General features: G+C 71.2%; 19 protein-coding genes and 1 pseudogene. 8 read left to right on the top strand and 12 right to left on the bottom strand.

Going from position 1 to position 22016, the window contains the following annotated elements:
- Positions 1 to 21: 21 nt before the first annotated feature.
- The 4 genes from OHB49_RS31465 to OHB49_RS31450 all read right to left on the bottom strand — a co-directional run bounded on the left by OHB49_RS31465 (position 22) and on the right by OHB49_RS31450 (position 5915).
- Positions 22 to 1983 carry a TerD family protein gene (locus tag OHB49_RS31465; protein WP_329164326.1) on the bottom strand — a complete coding sequence of 654 codons (1962 nt, stop codon included), beginning with the start codon at positions 1981 to 1983 and terminating at the stop codon, positions 22 to 24.
- A 172-nt stretch (positions 1984 to 2155) separates the two neighbouring features.
- Complete coding sequence (locus tag OHB49_RS31460; RefSeq protein WP_030919738.1) at positions 2156 to 2734, bottom strand: TerD family protein; 579 nt, start codon at positions 2732 to 2734, stop codon at positions 2156 to 2158.
- A gap of 132 nt (positions 2735 to 2866) precedes the next feature.
- Positions 2867 to 4987, bottom strand: a complete 2121-nt coding sequence (uvrB, locus tag OHB49_RS31455) for an excinuclease ABC subunit UvrB (protein WP_329164325.1) — start codon at positions 4985 to 4987, stop codon at positions 2867 to 2869.
- Between the two features lie 40 nt (positions 4988 to 5027).
- On the bottom strand, positions 5028 to 5915 hold the full coding sequence (locus OHB49_RS31450) for an MHYT domain-containing protein (protein ID WP_329164324.1): 888 nt from the start codon (positions 5913 to 5915) through the stop codon (positions 5028 to 5030).
- Positions 5916 to 6131: 216 nt separating this feature from the next.
- On the opposite strand from OHB49_RS31450, the gene OHB49_RS31445 reads away from it, so the two are divergent.
- From OHB49_RS31445 to OHB49_RS31435, 3 genes are all read left to right on the top strand, one after another.
- On the top strand, positions 6132 to 7085 hold the full coding sequence (locus tag OHB49_RS31445) for a glycerophosphodiester phosphodiesterase (protein ID WP_329164322.1): 954 nt from the start codon (positions 6132 to 6134) through the stop codon (positions 7083 to 7085).
- A gap of 57 nt (positions 7086 to 7142) precedes the next feature.
- Positions 7143 to 7709, top strand: a complete 567-nt coding sequence (locus OHB49_RS31440) for a methylated-DNA--[protein]-cysteine S-methyltransferase (protein WP_329164321.1) — start codon at positions 7143 to 7145, stop codon at positions 7707 to 7709.
- A gap of 65 nt (positions 7710 to 7774) precedes the next feature.
- Positions 7775 to 9067, top strand: coding sequence for an MFS transporter (locus OHB49_RS31435; RefSeq protein ID WP_030974736.1), 1293 nt, complete (start codon positions 7775 to 7777; stop codon positions 9065 to 9067).
- 87 nt (positions 9068 to 9154) lie between these two features.
- Here the strand turns inward: OHB49_RS31435 and OHB49_RS31430 are convergent, their stop codons facing one another.
- The gene (locus OHB49_RS31430; RefSeq protein ID WP_030974737.1) at positions 9155 to 9517 is read right to left on the bottom strand and encodes a cupin domain-containing protein; all 363 of its coding nucleotides are present in this window, start codon (positions 9515 to 9517) and stop codon (positions 9155 to 9157) included.
- A gap of 151 nt (positions 9518 to 9668) precedes the next feature.
- Here OHB49_RS31430 and OHB49_RS31425 point away from each other — a divergent pair, with 151 nt between their 5' ends.
- Both OHB49_RS31425 and OHB49_RS31420 read left to right on the top strand, forming a co-directional pair.
- A complete protein-coding gene (locus OHB49_RS31425) occupies positions 9669 to 10649 on the top strand; it encodes a pseudouridine-5'-phosphate glycosidase (protein ID WP_329164320.1) in 981 nt (326 codons plus the stop codon).
- On the top strand, positions 10646 to 11542 hold the full coding sequence (locus tag OHB49_RS31420) for a carbohydrate kinase family protein (protein ID WP_030974741.1): 897 nt from the start codon (positions 10646 to 10648) through the stop codon (positions 11540 to 11542). The genes OHB49_RS31425 and OHB49_RS31420 overlap by 4 nt, the downstream gene beginning before the upstream one ends.
- Before the next feature lie 29 nt (positions 11543 to 11571).
- On the opposite strand, the gene OHB49_RS31415 is transcribed toward OHB49_RS31420, so the two are convergent.
- The 3 genes from OHB49_RS31415 to OHB49_RS31405 all read right to left on the bottom strand — a co-directional run bounded on the left by OHB49_RS31415 (position 11572) and on the right by OHB49_RS31405 (position 13814).
- Positions 11572 to 12219, bottom strand: coding sequence for a uridine kinase (locus tag OHB49_RS31415; RefSeq protein ID WP_329164317.1), 648 nt, complete (start codon positions 12217 to 12219; stop codon positions 11572 to 11574).
- A gap of 299 nt (positions 12220 to 12518) precedes the next feature.
- Positions 12519 to 13034: a cupin domain-containing protein gene (locus tag OHB49_RS31410; RefSeq protein WP_052189838.1), complete on the bottom strand. Its 516-nt coding sequence runs from the start codon at positions 13032 to 13034 to the stop codon at positions 12519 to 12521.
- A gap of 111 nt (positions 13035 to 13145) precedes the next feature.
- Positions 13146 to 13814 carry a winged helix-turn-helix transcriptional regulator gene (locus tag OHB49_RS31405; RefSeq protein ID WP_329164316.1) on the bottom strand — a complete coding sequence of 223 codons (669 nt, stop codon included), beginning with the start codon at positions 13812 to 13814 and terminating at the stop codon, positions 13146 to 13148.
- Between the two features lie 85 nt (positions 13815 to 13899).
- Here OHB49_RS31405 and OHB49_RS31400 point away from each other — a divergent pair, with 85 nt between their 5' ends.
- Complete coding sequence (locus OHB49_RS31400; protein ID WP_030974746.1) at positions 13900 to 15111, top strand: pyridoxal phosphate-dependent aminotransferase; 1212 nt, start codon at positions 13900 to 13902, stop codon at positions 15109 to 15111.
- A complete protein-coding gene (locus tag OHB49_RS31395) occupies positions 15108 to 15761 on the top strand; it encodes a C39 family peptidase (protein WP_329164315.1) in 654 nt (217 codons plus the stop codon). Before OHB49_RS31400 ends, OHB49_RS31395 begins: the two co-directional genes overlap by 4 nt.
- A gap of 290 nt (positions 15762 to 16051) precedes the next feature.
- Here the strand turns inward: OHB49_RS31395 and OHB49_RS31390 are convergent.
- Positions 16052 to 16137, bottom strand: a pseudogene (locus OHB49_RS31390).
- A 32-nt stretch (positions 16138 to 16169) separates the two neighbouring features.
- On the bottom strand, positions 16170 to 16901 hold the full coding sequence (locus OHB49_RS31385) for a DUF7873 family protein (protein WP_329164314.1): 732 nt from the start codon (positions 16899 to 16901) through the stop codon (positions 16170 to 16172).
- 193 nt (positions 16902 to 17094) lie between these two features.
- Between OHB49_RS31385 and OHB49_RS31380 the strand changes: the two genes are divergently transcribed.
- A complete protein-coding gene (locus tag OHB49_RS31380; protein WP_443079584.1) occupies positions 17095 to 17637 on the top strand; it encodes a DUF3574 domain-containing protein in 543 nt (180 codons plus the stop codon).
- 113 nt (positions 17638 to 17750) lie between these two features.
- On the opposite strand, the gene OHB49_RS31375 is transcribed toward OHB49_RS31380, so the two are convergent.
- Positions 17751 to 19049, bottom strand: a complete 1299-nt coding sequence (locus tag OHB49_RS31375) for an SWIM zinc finger family protein (protein WP_329164312.1) — start codon at positions 19047 to 19049, stop codon at positions 17751 to 17753.
- The gene (locus OHB49_RS31370; protein WP_329164310.1) at positions 19046 to 22015 is read right to left on the bottom strand and encodes a DEAD/DEAH box helicase; all 2970 of its coding nucleotides are present in this window, start codon (positions 22013 to 22015) and stop codon (positions 19046 to 19048) included. The genes OHB49_RS31375 and OHB49_RS31370 overlap by 4 nt, the downstream gene beginning before the upstream one ends.
- Between the last annotated feature and the right edge of the window lies 1 nt (position 22016).

Raw genomic sequence — 22016 nt, 5'->3', positions numbered from 1 at the left:
GTTGCCTGAGAGACCGTTGCCCTACGGTCGGCGGCCGGTGCGCCGGGCAGCGGCAACCTGGGCGAGGACCTGCTCCAGCACCCGGCTGCCGGCCGGCATCCCCAACGGCTCGTACGTCCAGGCATGGCCGACCCAGGGGTCGGCCAGGTGGTCGTCGGCGACCGGAGTGATCCGCAGCAGGGACCGCCACAGCGGATCGAGCACCGGCCCGTAGGCACTCGCGTCCTCCCGGTCCGCGACCATCAGCAGATGAACGCCGACCGAGGGCCCCTCGTCGGCCAGATAGCGCAACTGGGTGACGGCCCGGTCGTCGAAGCCGTGCGGGAAGTCGTTGACGATCAGCAGTTGCTCGGCTGTGTCCAGGTCCGGCGGGAGCGAGTCGGACGCGCCGGCCCGGATCGCCATCTGCACCAGATCGACCCGTCGGGTCAGACGGGCGAGGACCGATGCCACTCCCCCGGCACCAGCGGCGGGCGGCCCGGCGAGCACACCGGAATTCACCAGAGGCGCGAGGGCTGCCGCCGCCGAGCCCGCGGCGTCGATGACATGGACGGAGAACTCGCCCGCGGGGTAGACGGCGAGCAGCCGGGCGGCGTGCGCTACCGCGTTGTCCATGGCGAGACGTCGGAGCCGGTCCGTATCGGTCAGAGCCGCGGCTTCGGATGCCGTGCGCCCACTGTCGACCCAGATGCCGCGCTCGAGCGGCAGCCGTACGAGCAAGGGGATGTGCAGGTCGGAGTTCTCGGCCAGATGGAGGTCGCCGATCCGCAGGGCCATGGGGATCTCCATGGGGACGCGGTAGGCATGCCACACGGGGTTGTCCCAGGCTGCGAACGCGGCGGGGAGCGCGGGCTCGACGACGGCGGACTCGGCGGCGAGCTGCGCGAGATCGCGGTCGAGCGCCTCACGGGCCCGGTCGGTCAGCTGGTCACGCTTGGCGCGGGCCTCCTGGCGGGCCCGGTCGCCCGCCCCGCCGATCCTGTTGCGCGGATCGGACAGCGCCCGGTCGAGCTCCTGGTCCATGCGGGACTCGGCGAAGTCGACGGCGCTGCGGTACGCGGCAGTGGTGCGCGCCAGGTCCTCGAACATGCCCCAGACCTGGTTGTAGAGGCGCTCCTCCATGGACCAGCCGGTCGCGTCCCCGGCGACGGGCTGCGCGGGCCGGCCAGGTTCGGCGGGCGGTGCGGTGGGCGGGGGCGGCGGGGGCGCAGTCGCCTGGCGGCGTGGGTGCGCGTAGCTGATGGGACCCGTGGCGGGACCCGCGCTCGGCCCCGCGGTGGAGTCCGTGGTGGGGCCCGTGGCAGCTGTGGGCCGGGTGGGCGCGGGGCCGGCCGGCGGGGCGACGGGCGGGGCCGGCTCGCCGATCGCCGCAGTGTGGCGGACCCGGTCCCCCTCCGGGGTGCGGGGCGGGGGCGGCGCGACCGAGCGGGCCATGCCCCGGGCGACCGCCTCGTGGATCGACCGGGCCAGTTCCGCCGCTCCGGTCACCCCCTGGTCGGCGAGCATCGCGGCCAGACCACCCGCATATCCCTGGCCGACCGCGCGGACCTTCCAGTCGCCCTGCCGACGGTAGAGCTCCAGGGCGGCGACCGCGGACTCGGCATCCAGGCCGGTGAGGGTGAAGGTGGCGATCTCGGTGCCTTCGAGGCCGGTGACGGCGACGAAGGGCGCGGCGACCGCGCCGAATCTGACCGGACCGCCAACCTCCATGGGCAGGGCCAGCAGCACGGTGACGCGGTGCACCGCGGCAGGCACGGCGTCGAGGTCCACGGCCAGCCGGTGGTCGGCGGCGGCCTGCTTGGAGACTTCGAGTCCGGGCAGCTGGGGCGAGCCCGGGTGGGCGATCCACTCGATGCCGTGCACGGTACCCCGCTCGTCGCCGAGCGTGGCACCGGCCACGACGGGCGTACCGGCCGATACCCGGATCTCCAGACGGGTCTGGGGCAAGGTGTGGTTCTGCCCCCGGACCAGCTCGGCCGTCATTGCCCTGTCCCCTCGACGAGTTGATGTTGCGCGGGCCGCTGCCACGATCCGCCGTGCCGCGCGATGCCGTGCCGCGCGGTGCATGTGGTGCAGCGCATGTGGTGCAGCTCCCGGCGGCCGATGCCTCCGGGAGCTGCGCGTACCGATACGGACCCGATCGGTCCGGCCGTGCCTACAGGTGCGGCAGGATCGCCGGCATCAGGTCCTGGAACGTACGGCCGTTGGCCGGGTTGCCGAGGGCCGTCATCTGCCACCCGGCGCCGACGCGGTGCACCTTGGCCATGATCTGGGCGGTGTACTGACCGCCGCCGTCGAGCGTGTAGCGGGCAAGCTCCTGGCCGTTGGTCTCGTCGACGATGCGGCAGAAGGCGTTCTGCACCTCCTGGAACGTCTGACCGGTGAAGGAGTTCACCGTGAAGACGATCTGGTCGATGTGGACCGGCACCCGCTGCAGGTCGACGAGGATCGCCTCGTCGTCGCCGCCCGAACCGGCACCGCCGACCAGGTTGTCGCCGGTGTGCTTGACCGACCCGTCGTCGCTGACGAGGTGGCGGAAGAAGACCACGTCGACCGGCTGCTTGTCGGCGAACAGCACCGCCGACGCGTCCAGGTCGATCTCCCGCGTGCGCGAGCCGAACAGACCGCGGCGCGGCGCCGCCTGCCAGCCGAGTCCCATCCGTACCGCGGTCAGGGTCCCCCCGTCGCTCTTCTGCAAGCTGATGGCCTGACCCTTGGTCATGTTGACCGTCACGCGCTGTCCCCTCTCCCCTTGCCCCGCATCCGTCCGTGCGCGGTTTCCCAGCACCCTACGCAGTCCCGCCGAAGGCGCAGCAGCCTTGGCCCGTTTTTGTGTCGGTCCTGCAACACACGCCGGTACGGCAGGTCAGGCCAGGCCCGCCTCGCGCATCTGGCGCAGCTCCTTCTTCAGCTCGCCGACCTCGTCGCGCAGTCGGGCGGCCACCTCGAACTGCAGGTCCGCGGCGGCTGCCCGCATCCGGTCGGTCATCTCCTCGATGATCCCGGCGAGTTCGGTCGCGGGCCGGTCGGTGACCACCGCGCCGGCCTTCTTGGCGCCGGCCGCCTTACCCGCCTTGCCCGCGAGTGCGGGGACCGGGGCCTTGTCGCCCTTCCCCTGGCGGTAGCCGGTGCCGAGCAGCTCCTCGGTGTCGATCTCCTCGCGGGCGATCGTCGCGACGATGTCGTTGATCTTCTTGCGCAGCGGCTGCGGATCGAGGCCGCGCTCGGTGTTGTACGCGATCTGCTTCTCCCGGCGGCGGTTGGTCTCGTCGATGGCCTTCTCCATCGCCGGGGTGATCTTGTCGGCGTACATATGGACCTGGCCGGACACATTGCGGGCCGCGCGGCCGATGGTCTGGATGAGGGACGTCCCGGAGCGCAGGAAGCCCTGCTTGTCGGCGTCGAGGATGGCCACCAGGGACACCTCGGGCAGGTCGAGCCCCTCGCGCAGGAGGTTGATCCCGACCAGTACGTCGTACTCACCGGAGCGCAGTTCGCGCAGCAGCTCGATACGGCGCAGCGTGTCGACGTCACTGTGCAGATAACGGACCTGGATGCCCAGCTCCAGGAAGTAGTCCGTGAGGTCCTCGGACATCTTCTTGGTGAGGGTGGTGACCAGGACCCGCTCGTCCCTCTCGGTGCGCTTGCGGATCTCGTGCACCAGGTCGTCGATCTGGCCCTCGGTGGGCTTGACGACGACCTCCGGGTCGACGAGGCCGGTGGGGCGGATGATCTGCTCCACGAACCCGTCGCCGCGGGACAGCTCGTACTTGCCCGGGGTGGCGGAGAGATAGACGGTCTGGCCGATCCGCTCCACGAACTCCTCCCACCTCAGGGGGCGGTTGTCGAGGGCGGACGGCAGCCGGAAGCCGTGCTCGACGAGGCTGCGCTTGCGGGAGGCGTCGCCCTCGTACATCGCGCCGATCTGCGGCACGGTGACATGCGACTCGTCGATGACGAGCAGGAAGTCCTCGGGGAAGTAGTCGAGGAGGGTGTTGGGGGCGGTGCCGGGCTCGCGGCCGTCCATATGCATCGAGTAGTTCTCGATGCCGGAGCAGGTGCCGATCTGGCGCATCATCTCGATGTCGTACGTGGTGCGCATCCGCAGCCGCTGGGCCTCCAGCAGCTTGCCCTGCTTCTCCAGCTCGGCGAGGCGGTGCTCCAGCTCCTGCTCGATGCCGTTGACCGCCTTCTCCATGCGCTCGGGTCCCGCCACGTAGTGGCTGGCGGGGAAGACATAGAGCTCGTTGTCCTCGCTGATGACCTCGCCGGTGAGTGGATGGAGGGTGGAGAGCGCCTCGATCTCGTCACCGAACATCTCGATGCGGACGGCGAGCTCCTCATAGACCGGGAAGATCTCGATGGTGTCGCCGCGCACCCGGAAGGTGCCCCGGGTGAACGCGATGTCGTTGCGGGTGTACTGGATCTCCACGAAGCGGCGCAGCAGCTGGTCGCGGTCGATCTCGTCGCCCACCTTGAGCGGGACCATGCGGTCCACGTACTCCTGTGGCGTACCGAGGCCGTAGATACAGGAGACCGAGGCGACCACGACCACGTCACGGCGGGTGAGCAGCGAATTCGTCGCGGAGTGGCGAAGCCGCTCGACCTCGTCGTTGATCGACGAATCCTTCTCGATGTACGTGTCCGACTGCGGGATGTACGCCTCGGGCTGGTAGTAGTCGTAGTACGAGACGAAGTACTCGACGGCGTTGTTGGGGAGCAGTTCGCGGAACTCGTTCGCCAGCTGGGCCGCGAGGGTCTTGTTCGGCGCCATCACGAGGGTCGGGCGCTGGAGCTTCTCGATCATCCAGGCGGTGGTCGCCGACTTCCCGGTGCCGGTCGCGCCGAGCAGCACGACATCCTTCTCACCTGCCCGGATACGCCGTTCCAGCTCGGCGATGGCCGCGGGCTGGTCGCCGCTGGGCTGGTAGGAACTGACGACCTCGAAAGGCGCCACCGAACGTTCGATCTTCGAAACGGGCCGCATGGAACCACCGTACGACCCCCCACTGACAACCGGGGTCCGGTCACCGGTCGCGCGACGGCGGGGTGTGCTGACGCTGCGACTGGAAGGACGCCGGGTCGGCGTAGGTGCCGAACCGCGGGACCTGCCGCTGGACGGGGATGCCGGGGGCCCGGCCGCCATGGGTGCCGTGTCCCGCCGGGTCGGTCCAGTCCGGGTCGCCCATCACCATCAAGGGATCGAACATCACGACCACCGCGGCGAGCAGGAGGAAGCAGCCGGGGCCGATCAGCAGCGGGATCAGGGGTGCGGTCGGCGGGCCGTCGGCCGCGTTGCCGGTGACGGCGGGGTGCAGATGGACACTGAGCGCTGCCATGCCCGTGTAGTGCATCCCGCTCACTGCCACGCCCATCAACACGCTGGCACCGAGGCTGGGCAGGAAGCCGCGGATGGAGACGGCCGCCCAGAGTGCGACCGTCGCGGCGACGACGGCGATGACGACGGAGAGCGCGACGGTGAGCGTGTCGTACTCGAACTGCCCCCGGAGGCGCATTCCTGCCATGCCGAGGTAGTGCATGGTGGCCACACCGAGACCGGTGATGGTGCCGCCGGTGACCATGGCCATCCAGGTCGCGCCCTGGTACCCGACGATGAAGATGCCGATGCCGACCATGACGATCGCGACGGCCAGGCTGGCGAAGGTGATCGGGACGTCGTACCCGATCGGCGCCTCGTCGACGCTGAATCCCATCATCGCGATGAAGTGCATCGTCCAGATGCCGGAGCCTATGGACGTCGCCCCGAGAGCCAGCCAGCCGGCCTTGAAGGAACGCTCGGTCCGCAGCGACCGCGTCGTGCAGCGCAACCCCAGGGCCGCGCCGAGGCACGACATGAGGAAGGCCGCAGCGGGCGTCACCATCCCATAGCTGAAGCCGTCGATTGTGCCCTGCATGCTCGTACGCCCTTCGAGTGAAGCCCGGGTTCGGGGTGACCTTAAGGCGCATTGCCCGGCAAACAAACAGAAGAACCTGCATTTTATCGGCAGCTCAATCGGCCAGAGACCCGGTCTCGGCTCTTCCGTTCATGTGGTGGCCATCCTTCGCCGGTCCGTCGTTCGGGGGCGGCTGTCACTCTCGGCGCGGACGGAACTCTGACGCAAGGAGTACACGTGTACGCACGCACCGCTACCGCCTCCCTCGCCACCGCCGCCCTGCTGGGCGCCGGCGCGCTGCTGCTGATCCCCCACTCGCAGACCACGGACTCCGGAACGGACACGGCTGCGGGTACGCGCACAAGCACGGAGAAAGTCATCCGGACCGTCGTGAACACGCGGGCCATTCCGACGCCCGGTGCCCCGGTCGTCCTCGCCCACCGGGGCGCATCCGCGTACGCGCCGGAGAACACCCTGGCCGCTGTCGACCGGGCCAACCACCTCGGCTTCGACTGGGTGGAGAACGACGTCCAGCGCACCAAGGACGGAGTGCTGGTCGTCATCCACGACCCCGACCTGAAGCGGACCACCAACGTCGAGAAGGTCTTCCCGAAGCGCGCACCGTGGGCGGTCAAGGACTTCACGGCCGCGGAGATCGCCCGGCTGGACGCGGGCAGCTGGTTCGGCGCCAGGTACGCCGGGACCCGGATCCCCACGCTCAAGCAATACCTGGACCGGATCGAGCGCAACGACCAGAACCTGCTGCTGGAGATCAAGAGCCCGCAGATCTACCCGGGCATCGAGAAGGAGACGCTGCAGGTGCTGCGCCAGAAGGGGTGGCTGGACCCCGGTCACGTCAGGTACCGGCTGGTGATCCAGAGCTTCAGCGCGAGCAGCATCAAGAAGGTGCACCAGCAGCGTCCGGACGTCACCACCGGTTTCCTCGGCACCCCCGCGGTTGCCGAGCTGAAGGCGTACGCGGCGTTCACCGACCAGATCAACCCGTCGTACGCGTCGATCAGCACCCGCTATGTGGCGGCCGCGCACGCACTGAAGGGTGCGCACGGCAGGAAGCTCCGGGTCAACACATGGACGGTCGACGACGCGGCCACCGCCAGGAAGGTGGACGGGTTCCACGTCGACGGGATCATCACCAACACTCCTGACGTGGTGCGCAGGGCCACCGACTGACGGCCGGCCGGAACATCTCCTCCCCCGCTGTCAGTGGTCGGCCGTACGGTGGTTTCCATGAACAGCAACGGGGATGCCGGCGGTGGCACCGGTGGGAATGTCGAGTGGGCCGTCGTCGGCAGCGACATCGGGCCGCTGCTGCTCGCCGCGACGGGCGCGGGGCTGGTGAGCGTCGTCTTCCACGCCGGCCCCGCGGTGCGGGACGGGGCGGTCGGACAGCTGCGGGCCCGGCTCGGTGCGGAGCCGGTCGAGACACCTGGCTCCGCCCGCCTCACCGAGCCGATACGCCAGCTCGCGGAGTACTTCACGGGTTCGTTGCGGGAGTTCTCCCTCCCGTTGGACTGGTCGCTGACGTCCGGCTTCAACCGTCAGGTGCTCCGCGAGCTCGCGGCGGGTGTGCCGTACGGAACGGTCGTCGGGTACGGGGATCTCGCCAGGCGTGTGGGCCAGCCGGGAGCGGCCCAGGCGGTCGGGGCGGCCATGGGGTCCAATCCGCTGCCGGTGGTGGTTCCGTGCCACCGGGTGGTGGAGAGCGACGGCGGGCTCGGCGGCTTCGGAGGCGGCCTGGAGACCAAGCGGCAGCTGCTGGCGCTGGAGGGGGTCCTGCCGCAGCCGCTGTTCTGAGGCCGCTCGCCACAGCCGCCCCCGGACCGTTTTCGCACCTGCATGCGAGCTGGCACACTCTGTCAGTGACCAACGCCCTCGACGCACCTGACACCCCCGCCGGGCACGGCCGTCCCGTCACCGCGGCGGAACTCCCCGCCCTGCGGCGCCGAACGTCGGCGGTGCTCATCGCCAGCCAGATACTCGGCGGGCTCGGCGTGCCCATCGGTATCGCCCTGGCTCCCGTACTGGCGACGGAGGTGAGCGGCTCGGAGGCGCTGTCCGGTCTCGCCCCGACGGCGTCGGTGACCGGTACGGCGCTACTGTCGCTGCCGCTGGCCGCGCTGATGACCTCGCGGGGCCGGCGCCCCGGCCTCGTACTGGCTTATCTGATCGGTGCGCTCGGCGCCACCCTGGTGGTCCTGGCCACCGTCGTGGGCAGTTTCCCGTTGCTGCTGCTCGGCATGGCCGGGTTCGGTGCCGGTTCGTCGGCCAATCTGCAGGCCCGGTTCGCCGCCGCCGATCTGGCCGAGCCGGACCGCCGAGGACGGGCGATCTCCACCGTCATCTGGGCCACCACGATCGGTTCGGTCCTCGGGCCGAACATCGCGGCTCCGGCGGGCCATGTCTTCCGTGGCACATCCATATCCGAGACGGCCGGACCGTTCCTCATGGCTGCGGCCATCTTCCTGCTCGCCGCAGTGGTGGTCGGGGTGCTGCTGCGGCCCGATCCGCTGCTCACCGCACGTGCGCTGGCGCCGCAGGACAGCCGGTCCGCAGCCGGCCGTTCGCTGCGTGCGGGTCTGGCGGCGGTGCGGGCCTCGCCGATGGCCCGGCTGGCGCTGCTGACGGTCGCCGTGTCGCACACCGCGATGGTCTCGATCATGGTGATGACCCCGGTCCACCTGGGCCACCACGGTGCGGACCTCGAGCTGATCGGCCTGGTCATCAGCGGTCATATCGCGGGTATGTACGCGTTCTCGCCGGTGATGGGCTGGCTCGCCGACAGGTTCGGACGGCTCACCGTGATCGGACTGGCGGCCGGGCTGCTGTCGTGCGCCGCGCTGCTGGCCGGCACCGCCGGCCCCAGCCACGGCCGGACGGCCGTCGGCCTGTTCGTGCTCGGTCTCGGCTGGTCGGCGGGGTTGGTCGCCGGTTCGGCGCTCCTCACCGACTCCGTACCGCAGCCCGCCCGCGCCGCCGTGCAGGGCCTGTCGGACCTGACCATGAACACGGCGGCGGGCATCGGCGGTGCGGTCGCCGGGGTGATCGTCTCCCAGGCGAGCTACGGCTGGCTGAACGCGGTCGGCGCGTGCCTGTTGCTGCCGATGGCGGCACTGGCGCTGCGCCGCGCGCTGACCCGGCCCGCCACCGCCTGACCGGGCGGGATCCACAGGACGGACATCGCGGGGCCAGGTCCGCAGAGCAAGGCAGCCCCGGCCAGGGCAGCGACAGACCCCGGGTCCTCAGAGGCTGATGTGGTACGCCTTGCGCAGCGTCTCGTGCACGGTCCAGGTCGTACGGTCGCCCTCGCGCAGGACGCAGGCGTCACCGGGACCGATCTGCAGTGTCGCGCCGTTTTCGACCGCGACGGTCGCGCGCCCGCTGACGACCACGAACAGTTCGTCGGCCTCGGTGTCGGTGACCACGCCCGGCGTGATCTGCCAGATGCCCCGCACCTGCTTGCCGTCGGCGGACTCCCACAGCACCTTGCCGGTCACCACGGGCTCGCCCGACACGATCTGCGCGGGGTCGAGCGGCTCCGGTTCGAGCTCGGCGTCGGGGATGTGCACGGCGAAGGAGGCGGGCGCTTGATCAAATGTGGTCATGGCCGGTCACCCTAGCGACCGCCGCCGGACGTCTCGCGATCAGGACCGGCCGGATGGAGCCGGACCGGTCCGGCTCGTGCCACACGGTCCAGCGGCTGTTCGGGTCCCGGGTCACGTTTGAGGGAAGTCCGGCCGCGACAGGGATGTGGACATGTCACTGAACGCGCCGGACAGCGCCCACCCGTACGTACCGGTCCTCTCCGCCGAGGTACAGGAAGCCCTCGCCGCGCACCGCCCCGCCGTGGCCCTGGAGTCGACGATCATCGCGCACGGACTGCCGCGCCCCCGGAATCGACGGGTCGCGGAAGAGCTGGAGGAGCTCGTGCGATCCGCTGGTGCCGTTCCCGCGACCATCGCCGTACTGGACGGACGGGCCCATATCGGCCTGGACAAGGATCAGTTGGAAAGGGTTGCCGAGGATCCGGCGATGCGGAAGCTCGGGCACCGCGACCTGGCGCCGGCGCTGGCGGCCGGTGCGAGCGGGGCGACGACCGTGTCCGCGACCGCGTTCCTCGCGGCCCGCGCGGGCCTGCGCGTCTTCGCGACCGGCGGCCTCGGCGGCGTACACCGGGACTGGACCGCGACCCAGGACGAGTCCGCGGATCTCCGGCTGCTCGCCCGCACCGACATCACGGTGGTGTGCGCCGGCGTGAAGTCGATCCTGGACGTCCCGGCCACGCTGCAGCGCCTGGAGACGCTCGGGGTCGGGGTGCTCGGCTACGGCACGGAGCACTTCCCCGGCTTCTATCTGAGCAGTTCGGGCGAACCCGTCGACTGGACGGTGCGTGCGCCGGAGGAGGTCGTGGAGGTGATCCGGGCCAGGGAGACCCTGGGCGGCCCCGGCACGGCGCTGATCGTCGCCAACCCCGTGCCGCAGGAGGATCAGCTGGATCCCGCCCTGCACGACCGGGTGCTGGCCCAGGCGCTGGACGCGTGCCGGGAGCGCGGCATCGTGGGGCAGGCCGTCACGCCGTTCCTGCTGGACCACCTGATGCAGCACACCGGAGGGGCCTCACTGGAGGCCAACCTGGCGGCCGTGCGCGGAAATGTATCCCTTGCTGCGCGGATCGCGGTTGCCCGGTCCGCGGCGGGACACGCAACAGCCGGGCCGAAGGCGGCGGCCGCGCAATGACCGACGGCGGTCTTCTCGTCGTCGGGGACGTGGTCACGGATGTGGTGGCGCGGCACGGGGGGCCTCTCGTGCACGGCACGGACACGGTGGCCCGGATCAGCACGCTGCCGGGTGGGGCCGGTGCCAATGTCGCCTGCTGGGCGGTGCGTTCGGGCTGCCGGGACGTAAGGCTGCTGGCACGGGTGGGCGCCGACTCCGCCGCCTGGCACGAGGACGTGCTGCGCCGGGCGGGGGTACGTCCGCTGCTGGCCGTGGACGACGAGGCGCCGACCGCCACCGTCGTCGCGCTCGTCGACTCCGCCGCCGAGCGCACCTTCCTCACCGACAGCGGCGCCGTACTGCGTCTGTCCCCCGACAACTGGTCGCCTTCGATGCTCGACGGCATCGCACATCTTCATGTCTCCGGTTACCTCCTCTTCGCCGCCACGAGTCGCGCCACGGCCCTGCTCGCCCTGCGGGAGGCCCGGCGGCGGTCCATCCCGGCGAGCGTGGACCCCGCCTCCGCGGGCTTCCTCGCCGAGCTCGGCGTCGGCCCGTTCCTGACGGCCGTGGAGGGGACGGAGCTGCTGCTGCCGAACGCGGACGAGGCCCGGCTGCTCACCGGCCTCCCCGAAACAGCCGATGCCGCGGCCAAGTTGAGCCTTCTGGTTCCGAAGGTCGTCGTCACCCTGGGCGAGGAGGGAGCCCTGCTGGCCGCCGGAGGGACGGTGACCGGGCGCATTCCGGCCGTCCCGGTGCGAGGAGCGGTGGACTCGACGGGGGCCGGCGACGCCTTCACCGGAGGGTTCCTTGCGGCGCGGCTGGCCGGGGCGGACGATGCCACGGCCGCGGCGGCGGGCTGCCGGTCGGGGGCCGAGGCGGTCACGACGGTCGGGGGCCGCCCCGGTATGTGACCTCGAGGCCTTTTCCGACGGGCCGGCCTCTAACTCTCCTGGGGCAGACCGGTCCAGGCCGGGTGGAGCGGATCGTCGGCCCGGACGACCGCGTCCGCGCGCCCGGCGGGCGCCGCCTCGTCCTCGTACCGCGCGAAGGCGGGCAGGGTCCACCGCTCGCTCTCCTCGGTACGCCGCCGCAACGCACCCGGCGAGAGCCGCAGGTGGACGCTCGCGTCGAACGGGAACCAGTGCCCGAGCAGCAACGGCCCATGCACCACCAGCACACCGCCCTCCGGGAGCCGCTGGTAGGGACTGCGGGTGGCCCGGTCCGTCGCCGGGTCCCACAGATCGGGCAGCACGCGCCCGCTGCCACCCGCCTCCAGCGGCCCGAAGACCTCGCGCCAGAGCGCACCCGTGTCGAACCAGCTGTCGAAGTACGAGTCGGGGTCCTCCTTGCCGTACTCGTACCGCAGGCTCGCCGGGCGCAGGAACCCCTGGGTGGACACGACGAACACCGCACGGCCGCGGATCCGCAGCGCCTCGGCGACACGCTCCGCCAGCTCCCCGGTGCGGGCGGCCGGAGCGCCGTCGACAGCGACCTTGAGCCACGGCCCGCCGTCGGCCGGCCTCAGTCCGTCGGCATGCGCGGCAAACGCTTCGGCCAGCCGTTCCCAGGTGATCGGTTCAAGTCGCACCCGTCCATCATCGCTCCCGGCGCCCGTGCGTCGGCGCCGGCCGTCCCGCCGACGGGGTGCTCGCTCGTCGGGTTCGTCGGCGGCGGCGACTCAGGCGGCGAAGCGGTCGTCGGGCACGGACCGGACGATGTCGATGTCGCGTTGCTCCGCCGTTCCTCGGGCGAGGGCCCCTGGGTTCCGCCCGGGTTCCGGAGCGGTGGGCGCCGAGCGCGCGCAGCCGCCCCGGTTCCGGAGACGTACGGGGAGACGCTCGCCGACCGACGGCCGGCGACGGCGGTGGGCGAGCCTCTCGCGCCACGTCACTTCTTCGCGCCGCAGTCCACCGCATCGGCGTCGTCGGAGAGTGCACTGCCCTCGGGCAGCAGATAGGTCACCCAGAGCACGACCGACTCGGTGCCCAGGTTACGTCCGATGTGGGGGCGGTGGGCGCCGGCCGGCTCGATGAACGACGTGCCCGCGGCCATCACCTCGACCGAGCAGTCGTCCAGTATGCGGGTCAGCGTCCCCGACTGGACGACGGCGATCACCTGACCGCTGTGGGTGTGCCAGCCGGTGGAGCCGCCGGGTTCCACGGTGATCGTCCGGAAGGTCACATCTGTCCGGCCCTTCGGCGTCTTGACCTTCAGCTTCCCGGTCGACGTGCCCTTCGCGACCACCGTGCCGCTCACCCCGCTGCCGGGCGCGGCCATGGCCGCCGAGGGTCCGAAGCCGAGGGCGGCCACACAGCCACCGCCGACCAAGGCCTTGCCGAATCGCACCTGTTGCCCGTGCTGGTCCTGCCGTTCCCGCCGTTCCTGTTGTCTGCCTATTCTCATGCGAACCCTCTCCGCCTCGACGTCAAGGACATCCCAAATGCCCCCACGCTACCCGGGAGTTGACACGCGGAATCATCCGGACACGACGGTCATACGACAGTCGCATGATGGTCATTCGCCCCGAAGCTCTCCGGCCAGCGGCCCCTCGCCCACGACCTCGACGCGTCCGTCCTTCACGGCCTCGGCGAGCGTGCACTCGCCCCGCCCGAGCGCGAGACAGACCTCGACGTCGAGCATGATCCGGGCGTCGGCGTGAGCGGCGGGTCCGTCCCCGTACACCCCCGCACCGTCGGCGGGCCCACCCACCCGCACGTGGAACTCGCCCTCATCGAGGTGGACTTCGACGACTCCTTCGTGAGCCGGCCCGTCCAGCACCCGCAACAGCGGAAGCGCGAACCAGTGGGCCCGCACCGCATCGGTCGGCCGCCGTTCGCCGATCGCGGGCGCGCCCCACTCGGCGAGCGCGGCGAGGACCGGCAGCAACCCGTGGCCGCGCTCGGTCAGTTCGTACACCGAGGCGGCGGCGGGCGGCGGCAGCCGCCGGCGGGTGGCCAGGCCGCTCTGTTCCATGTCCTTGAGGCGTGAGGCGAGGACGTCCGTACTGACGCCGGGAAGGTCGGCGTGCAGATCGGTGTAGCGGCGCGGTCCGGCCAGCAGTTCACGGACTATCAGCAGGGTCCACCGGTCTCCGACGGCGTCGAGGGCCCGGGCGGTGGCGCAGAACTGGTCGTAACTTCGGCGGCGCGCGGAGCGTGCGGGCGGCTGCTGCTGACGTGGCATGCGACGCAGTCTAGACATGTTGTTGGACTTTCCAAGCCCGAGCTTGGTAAAACCAAGTACGCAATCAGGTCGGGGAGGCCACCGCATGGAATTCCGGCAGTCCAGCAAGCTCAACGAGGTCTGTTACGAGATCCGGGGCCCGGTCATCGAGCACGCCAACGCCCTGGAGGAGGCGGGCCACAGCGTGCTCCGTCTCAACACGGGCAACCCCGCGCTCTTCGGCTTCGAGGCGCCGGAGGAGATCGTCCAGGACATGATCCGGATGCTCCCGCAGGCCCACGGCTACAGCGATTCGCGCGGCATCCTCTCCGCCCGCCGCGCGGTGGCGCAGCGCTACCAGGCAATGGGCCTGGCCGATGTCGGGGTGGACGACATCTTCCTCGGCAACGGGGTGTCCGAGCTGATCTCCATGTCCGTACAGGCCCTGCTGGAGGACGGCGACGAGGTGCTGATCCCGTCGCCCGACTATCCGCTGTGGACCGCGGTGGTCACCCTGGCGGGCGGCAAGGCCGTGCACTACACCTGCGACGAGGCGTCGGACTGGAACCCGGACCTCGCCGACATGGCATCGAAGATCACCGACCGCACCAAGGCCGTCGTGATCATCAACCCGAACAACCCGACCGGCGCCGTCTATCCGCGCGAGATCCTCGAAGGCATCCTCGACCTGGCGCGCCGGCACGGTCTGCTGGTCCTCGCCGACGAGATCTACGACCAGATCCTGTACGACGACGCCGAGCACCACAGTGTGGCGGTCCTCGCCCCCGACCTGGTCTGCCTCACCTTCAGCGGTCTGTCCAAGACGTACCGGGTGGCAGGGTTCCGCTCCGGCTGGATGGTGGTGTCGGGTCCGCAGCAGCACGCCGGCAACTATCTGGAGGGCCTGACCATGCTCGCCTCCATGCGGCTGTGCCCGAACGCGCCCGCCCAGTACGCCATTCAGGCCGCGCTCGGCGGCCGGCAGTCCATCCGCGAGCTGGTGGCGCCGGGCGGCAGGCTGTACGAACAGCGCAACCGGGCCTGGGAGAAGCTGAACGAGATCCCTGGGGTGTCGTGCGTGAAGCCGAAGGGGGCGCTGTACGCGTTCCCGCGCATCGATCCGAAGGTGCACAACATCGTCGACGACGAGAAGTTCGTCCTCGATCTGCTGCTGCGCGAGAAGATCCAGGTGGTGCAGGGCACCGGCTTCAACTGGCCGCGTCCCGACCACTTCCGGATCCTGACCCTCCCGTACGCTGACGATCTCGACGCGGCGATCAGCCGCATCGGCCGCTTCCTGAACGGATACCGTCAGTGACCTGCCCCGCCTGCCGGCTGCCCGTCCATACGCAGTTCGCCTCGCCCGGGCTCGTCGGCGCGATCGTCGAGGGCGGACTCGATCCGGCCGACGACCCGGGCTGGGCGGACTCCGGGGCGGACTCACCCGCCGAGTACGCGCGCTGGGCAGGTCACCTGTGCGGTGTGACCTGTCTGCGTATGGCGCTCGGCGCCGGCGCTCCGCCGCTGTTCGCCCTGCGTGACGGGGCGCTCAAGTACGGCGCGTACACGGAGGATGCGGAGGGGGCGATCCGGGGCCTGGTCTACGCACCCTTCGCGGAGTACGTGCGGGAGGCGCACGGCCTCGAAGCCACCGTCCACCGCCACCTGTCGACGGACGAGATCATGGCCCTGCTGGACGAGGGGCGGACGGTGATGGCGTCGGTGCACTACGGGATCCGGCATCCGGAGCTGCCTGCTCCGGGCCGGGGCGGGCATCTGGTGCTGGTGACGTCCCGTTCACCGGACGGCAACGGCGTCCACTTCCACAACCCGTCGGGCACGACGGCCACGACTCGGGCCGCGGAACTGCCCCTGACGGACTTCGAAGGATTCTTCGCCGGACGCGGGGTATCGCTCACCGGCGACACGCGGCAGGGGCCGGAAACGGGAGCGGACCCGGGGGCGTAGCCGGCCCCCGGGCCCTGATTGATGCCGCCCATTCGGCACGCCGGCACTTTTAAGAGCCCGGGTCAGTCGTAATGTCGCCGCGTCCTTCCTTTAGACGACCGCAGATCGAAGCTCCGCGGGTTGGAGTCGAACCAACATCTCGACGCGCATGGGCCCGAGCCCGTTTGATCCGGCGATCGGCGGCGAATGCTGAGTCTGGAGCAAGAGTCTGAGATTGATCGCGGTCTGCCTCTGCCATTTGGGCCACCCCGGCCCGTGTGGCCGCACCGACCGAATCGGTGCGGCCCGAATGCCGGGGGGAGGACTCGAACCTCCACTGGAACCGCGTCGTCACGACAAGCTTCAGTTTCAGCTTGCGCTCCTCGCGCACCCCGGCCGTGACAATGTGGCCGGGGAATCCATGGTCGGCTACCCGAAGAGGTAGCCGAATACCGCATCACCCACCCGCTGGTCGGTGACCTCCACGCCGTTGGCCTCCTCGCGGGCGAACTTCACGGCCTGCTGGAGCTTCTCCACCCGGTCCAGGAGTTCATTGATACGCCGCGCGGGAAGAGCCCCGGAGAACTTCACGGTCGTCCAGTAACCGATCGGAATGTCCTCGTAGTACACCTCGACCTGCGCCGGGTGCTTCTCGGTGGCCTCCGCCTTCACATGGTTGCGGGGCACCTTCTTCGTACGCAGCGTCCGGACCGGCTCGGTCTTCCAGGAGTCCGTCGACGGGTCCTGCGTCCACGCTTCGGCGGCGTCGAGCACCGGCAGCTTGCGCACGAACGTGTTGATGTCCGTCAGTTGCTTCTCCAGGAAGAGCAGATACGACACCGGGACATCGGCGACGAGCACCCGGCCGTCGACCTTCACATCCGCGCGGGCCGCACAGTTCGCCCAGTCCTTCGTGGCGGTCACATCGAAAAGCCGGGTCAGCGTCGCCGCGGTGTCCCGCAGCACGTCCTCGGCCTTGATCTGCACCAGTGTCGACTCCGGCGGAAGCTGCTCACCCTCTTCGTCCTTCGGCTGATAGGTCCGGGAGATCCCGGCCAGCAGCCCGGCCTTCTGGAGGCCGTGATGCGCCGCCGTCAGGTCCTGGTGAGCCTTGGACTTGACGCCTTTCTCCACTGCGATGATCTGATTGAGTTTCGCCACGTCGAGGAAGTTAGCACCGCCGATCCGCCCCGTACGAAGGGTTTTTGCGGCGGTACTCCGCCCCTCACACACCTGCCTTCACCGGTACGGGTGGTTTCCACCCGATGCCCATGTCCCGCTGCTCTCCGGCGGGGGCCGCTTGCCACAGTGAGCCGCGCACAGTCCGCGCCGCCCCCTCCGAAAGGCCCCTCCGTTGCCGCTCCTCCCCCACTCGGCCGGCCACCGCTGCAACGACGGCGCTGACGCCGGTGACAGCCGGCGCCGCCTGAAGCAGCACACCGCGCTGACCACGGCGGCCGCCGTCCTCGCCGTACTGGCCGTGGGCACACCCGTCGCCTACGCCACACTGGGCAACGGTTCGCCCACCGCCTCGCAGTCCGCTCCATCGGGCGTCGCCGCCCGCGGCAAGGCCTATGTCGAGACCAGGCTGTTCTTCGGTACGGAACGCCCGGACGGCGGCCCCGATGTGACGGACCAGCAGTTCCTGGCCTTCGTCGACGAGGAGGTCACCCCGCGCTTCCCGAGGGGCCTGACCATCCAGGACGGCCGCGGTCAGTGGCGGGACTCCCACGGGGAGATCGAGCGGGAGCGCAGCTACGAACTGATCCTGCTCTACCCGGCGACCGAGGCACGCCTGCGCGACGCGCAGATCGAGCGGATCCGCAACGCGTACGAGAACGCGTACGCCCAGGACTCGGTGGCCCGGCTGGAAGAGCGCACGACGGCCGACTTCTGACGAGACCCGAGCCGGCCCCGCGGGCCGCCGCCCACCTGCACGCCGGCTGCTTTCCGGGGTGAACGGCCCCCGGGCATCTGCGGAGCGACAGCCGGGGTCGAGGACCGATACGGTCAGCGGCCGAGCAGCGCCGTGAGTGCGCCCACCGGGTCCACATCCGGCATGGCACGGGGCCACCAGTCGTCCTTGTCCCGGTCCGATTCATAGCCGTACCAGCGGCCGTCGTGGCCGAAGCGGAGCTGGAATGTGCCGACGGGGTGGGTGAGGTGGTTGCGCCAGGGCTGGAAACGGGGGAAGTCGGCAGCCGCGAGGGCGGGGCGGGCCCGGTCGAAGGGGCCGGCCGGGGGGTCCCACGGTGTTTCCAGGACCTCCAGGCCCTCGGCGCCGCCCTGGCGCCAGGCGGCGACGGCGCGGGCCAGGTCGGTGGTGGTACGGCCGGTGGCGAAGGCCAGTTCCCGGTAGAGGGCGCGGGTGGTGGCGGTGAGTCCGGCGGTGGGGCGGGCCGCGGCCAGCCGGACGGCGTCCTGCCAGGGTGTGAGCCCGGAGAGGGGGTCCTGGCCGGTGGTGAGGAGGGCGTGCGCGCGGGCGGCCGCGTCCGTGGCGAGGTGGTCGAGGGAGAGCGGGTCGCGGGCGCCGGGCAGCTGCGGGTACGAAGGTGGCTGGCCGGGCTGCGACGGCGCCGGGAGCGGGGCGGGCAGCGGCGGGAGGAAGCGGTCGGCCAGGGCTTCGCGCGCCGGTACGGAAGGAGCGGTGGGGGCCGTGGGGCGTTCCCGGGCACCGTGCGCCGCGCTGCGCCGGCCCAGCTCCTCGACGAGTTCGCGCTCACCGCGGCCGCGCAGCAGCAGGAGGACGAACGGGTCGGTGTCCAGCAGGCGGGCCATCTGGTAGCAGAGGGCGGCGACGTGCTTGCAGGGCCAGCCGTGGTCGGGACAGGAGCAGCTCGGGTCGAGGTCGTTCGCGGCCGGGAGCAGCCCGGTGCCCGTCTCGGCCGCCGTGTCGACGAGGGTGTGCGGCATCTCCTTGGCGAGCAGCGCGGCGAGATGGTCGGGGCGGGCGGCGACGGCGTCGAGGAAGGTGTCCCAGCCGGTGTCGGTGAGAGGGCGAAGCCGCAGCTCGGCACGGTACGGACGGGGGCGGCTGCCCTGGACGTAGGCGACGACGCGTCCGGGGGTGACGGTGATCGCGGCGACATGGCCGCTGTCGGCGTAGGTACGGCCGCGGGCGAGCCGGCCCTCGTCCATCGACAGGGACTCCAGCGCCGCCACCCAGGACCGCCCCCACCAGGTGTCCGCGAACGGTTCGTCTCCGTGGGACGTGCGGGGCGGAACCGCCTCGAAGGTGCGCCGCAGGTCGTCGGGGCCGGGGCGGGCCCTGACGTACGACGGGGACGAGGGCTGGGAGCGGGGGCTCATGAGGGCCTCCGGAGCGAGACGAGATCGGCGAGGTCGCGGTCGCTGAGTTCGGTCAGCGCGGTCTCTCCGGTGCCGAGGACCGCGTCGGCCAGGGCCTGCTTGGCCGCCAGCATCTCGCCGATCCGGTCCTCGACGGTGCCTTCCGCGATCAGCCGGTGCACCTGGACGGGCTGTGTCTGCCCGATGCGGTACGCACGGTCCGTGGCCTGTTCCTCGACGGCGGGGTTCCACCAGCGGTCGTAGTGGATCACGTGGGCGGCGCGGGTGAGGTTCAGCCCGGTGCCGGCGGCCTTGAGGGAGAGCAGGAAGACGGGTACCTCGCCGGACTGGAAGCGGTCCACCATCCGTTCCCGCTCGGCCACCGGCGTACCGCCGTGCAGGAGCTGGGAGGGGACGGCGCGCGAGGCGAGGTGCGCGGAGAGGATGCGGGCCATCGTCACGTACTGGGTGAAGATCAGCACGGAGCCGTCCTCGGCGAGGATCGTGTCGAGCAGCTCGTCGAGCAGGGCGAGCTTGCCGGAGCGGCCGACGAGGCGGGTCGGTTCCTCCTTCAGATACTGCGCCGGGTGGTTGCAGATCTGCTTGAGCGAGGCCAGCAGCTTCATGATCAGACCGCGGCGGGCGATTCCCTCCGAGGCTTCGATGAACGCCATGGTCTCGCGCACCGCCGCCTCGTAGAGCGTGGCCTGTTCGCGGGTGAGGAAGACGGGGTGGTCGGTCTGCGTCTTGGGCGGCAGCTCCGGGGCGATGCCCGGGTCGGACTTCTTGCGGCGCAGGAGGAACGGCCTGACCAGCCGGGAAAGGCGCTCGACCGCGTCGTCGTTACCGAGTCCTGCCGCGGTGCCGGTGTTCTCGACGATCCGGGCGTGCCGGGCGCGGAACGCCTTGAGCGGGCCGAGCAGTCCGGGGGTGGTCCAGTCGAGCAGGGCCCAGAGCTCGGAGAGGTTGTTCTCCACGGGGGTGCCGGTGAGGGCGATCCTGGCCGGCGCCGGGATGGTGCGGAGCGCCTTCGCCGTGGAGGAGTGCGGATTCTTCACATGCTGCGCCTCGTCGGCGACGACAAGTCCCCAACTGTGGGCGGCGAGTTGGGTCGCGCTGGAGCGCATCGTGCCGTACGTGGTGAGGACGAAGCCGCCGTCGGGGTCGTCGAGCGTGCGGCCGGTGCCGTGGAAGCGGCGCACGGGGACACCGGGGGCGAAGCGGTTGATCTCACGGTGCCAGTTGCCGAGGAGGGAGGCGGGGCAGATCACCAGGGTGGGTGCCGGGTGCGCGCGGTGCAGATGGAGGGCGATGACCGTGATGGTCTTGCCGAGTCCCATGTCGTCGGCGAGGCAGCCGCCGAGGCCCAGCGATGTCATGCGGTCCAGCCAGGCCAGGCCGCGCAGTTGGTAGTCGCGGAGCGTGGCGTCGAGCCCGGGGGGCGGCGCGATGGCCGTGTCGTCGGCGAGGATGCGGGTACGGAGCTCGGCGAGGGCACCGGCCGGCACCGCCTCGACCTGCTGGCCGTCCACCTCCGCGCTGCCGGTGAGCACGACGGCGAGGGCGTCCACCGGGTCGAGCAGCCCGAGCTCCCGCTTGCGCGCCTTCCGTACGAGCGCGGGGTCGACGACGACCCACTGGTCCCGCAGGCGCACCACCGGCCGGTGGGCCTCCGCGAGGATGTCCATCTCCCGCTCGGTGAGCTGTTCGTCGCCGAGGGACAACTGCCAGTTGAAGGCGAAGAGCTGCTCGGCGTCGAAGAACGAGGTGCCGTCGGTGGCCGAGCCGGGTGCGGGCCGGACCACGGCGGCGGCGGTCAGCGAACGGACGAGTTCGCGCGGCCAGTGGACGCTCACCCCGGCCTGCGCCAACCGCGCCCCGGCGTCGCTCAGCAGCTCGTACAACTCGTCCTCGGTCAGTGCGAGCACATCGGGGACCGGCTGGTCCAGCAGCCGGTCCAACGGCGCCCAGACGCGGGCGGCACGACGCAGCGCGAGCACGGCGTCGATCCTGGCCCGGGGACCGAACGGCTCTCCTCCGCCGCCGTTCCACAGTGTGGCGGCGTCGATGACGTACGTCGGGTCGGCCAGGCTGTGCACCTGCGTGATCGCCGCGGCGGCGTGCCGGGCGGCGCCCGGGCGGACGTCCGCGGAGCTGCCGGAGGCCTCGGGCCCGTCGGTGCCGGCAGCGGTTTCGTCGGCCGCGTCCCCGGCGTCGGGGTTGCGGTAGGTGTCGGCGGTGTCGAAGAGTTCGTACGCCGAGAGGTCGAGGCGGAGCGACACCCGCACCCCCGCGTCCAGACCGGCCGCGACCTCGACGGCCCAGTCGCGGGCCCGGGGCAGATGCTGGGCCTCGCGGGCCGCGAAGGGGGCACCCGTCGCGTATGCCGCGGCGGGCGTCCGGGGCAGGGTGTCGGCGACCGCGTCGAGGAAGGCGCCGAGCAGCGACTCGGGGTCGGGGAGCCGGAGCGGTGTGCGGTCCGGTAGCGGAACGGCGTAGGCCTCGGGCGGCATGGCGGCGGCGACCGCCCGCAGATGGGCGATGTCCTCGGCGTCGCGCGGTCCGGCCCGCCAGGCGTCGTGGTCGTCGGCCGTCAGGCCGGGGACCAGCCTGCCGCGCGCCACCAGGTTGAGCGCATGGAGTGCGGCCGCGCCCCAGCAGCGCGCGGCCGGGTGGGCGGACTGCTGCTGCCGGGCGCGGGCCAGCAGGGGCACGGCATCGGCGACGGGCAGCAGCACGGCGGGTACCGTCCGCCGGCGGACGTCGTCCTGCTGTCCATGGCGTCGCACCACCGTGATCTCGGTGGTCTCGGCCGCGGTCCGTTCCTGGGCGCCGACGATCGCCGGCAGCGGCCCGCCGTCCGGGTCCCAGAAGGCGACGCGTCCCTCTCTCGGCAGTGGAGCGGGCAGGAAGACGGCAGCACAACGCAGGAGGCGGGCAGTTGCCGCGTCCTGCGTCTGTTGCTGTACGTACGCTGCCGAGGTCATC

Origin of the sequence: Streptomyces sp. NBC_01717 (assembly GCF_036248255.1) — a bacterium.
Taxonomy (GTDB): domain Bacteria; phylum Actinomycetota; class Actinomycetes; order Streptomycetales; family Streptomycetaceae; genus Streptomyces.
This window is presented reverse-complemented; position numbering and strand designations above follow the sequence as displayed.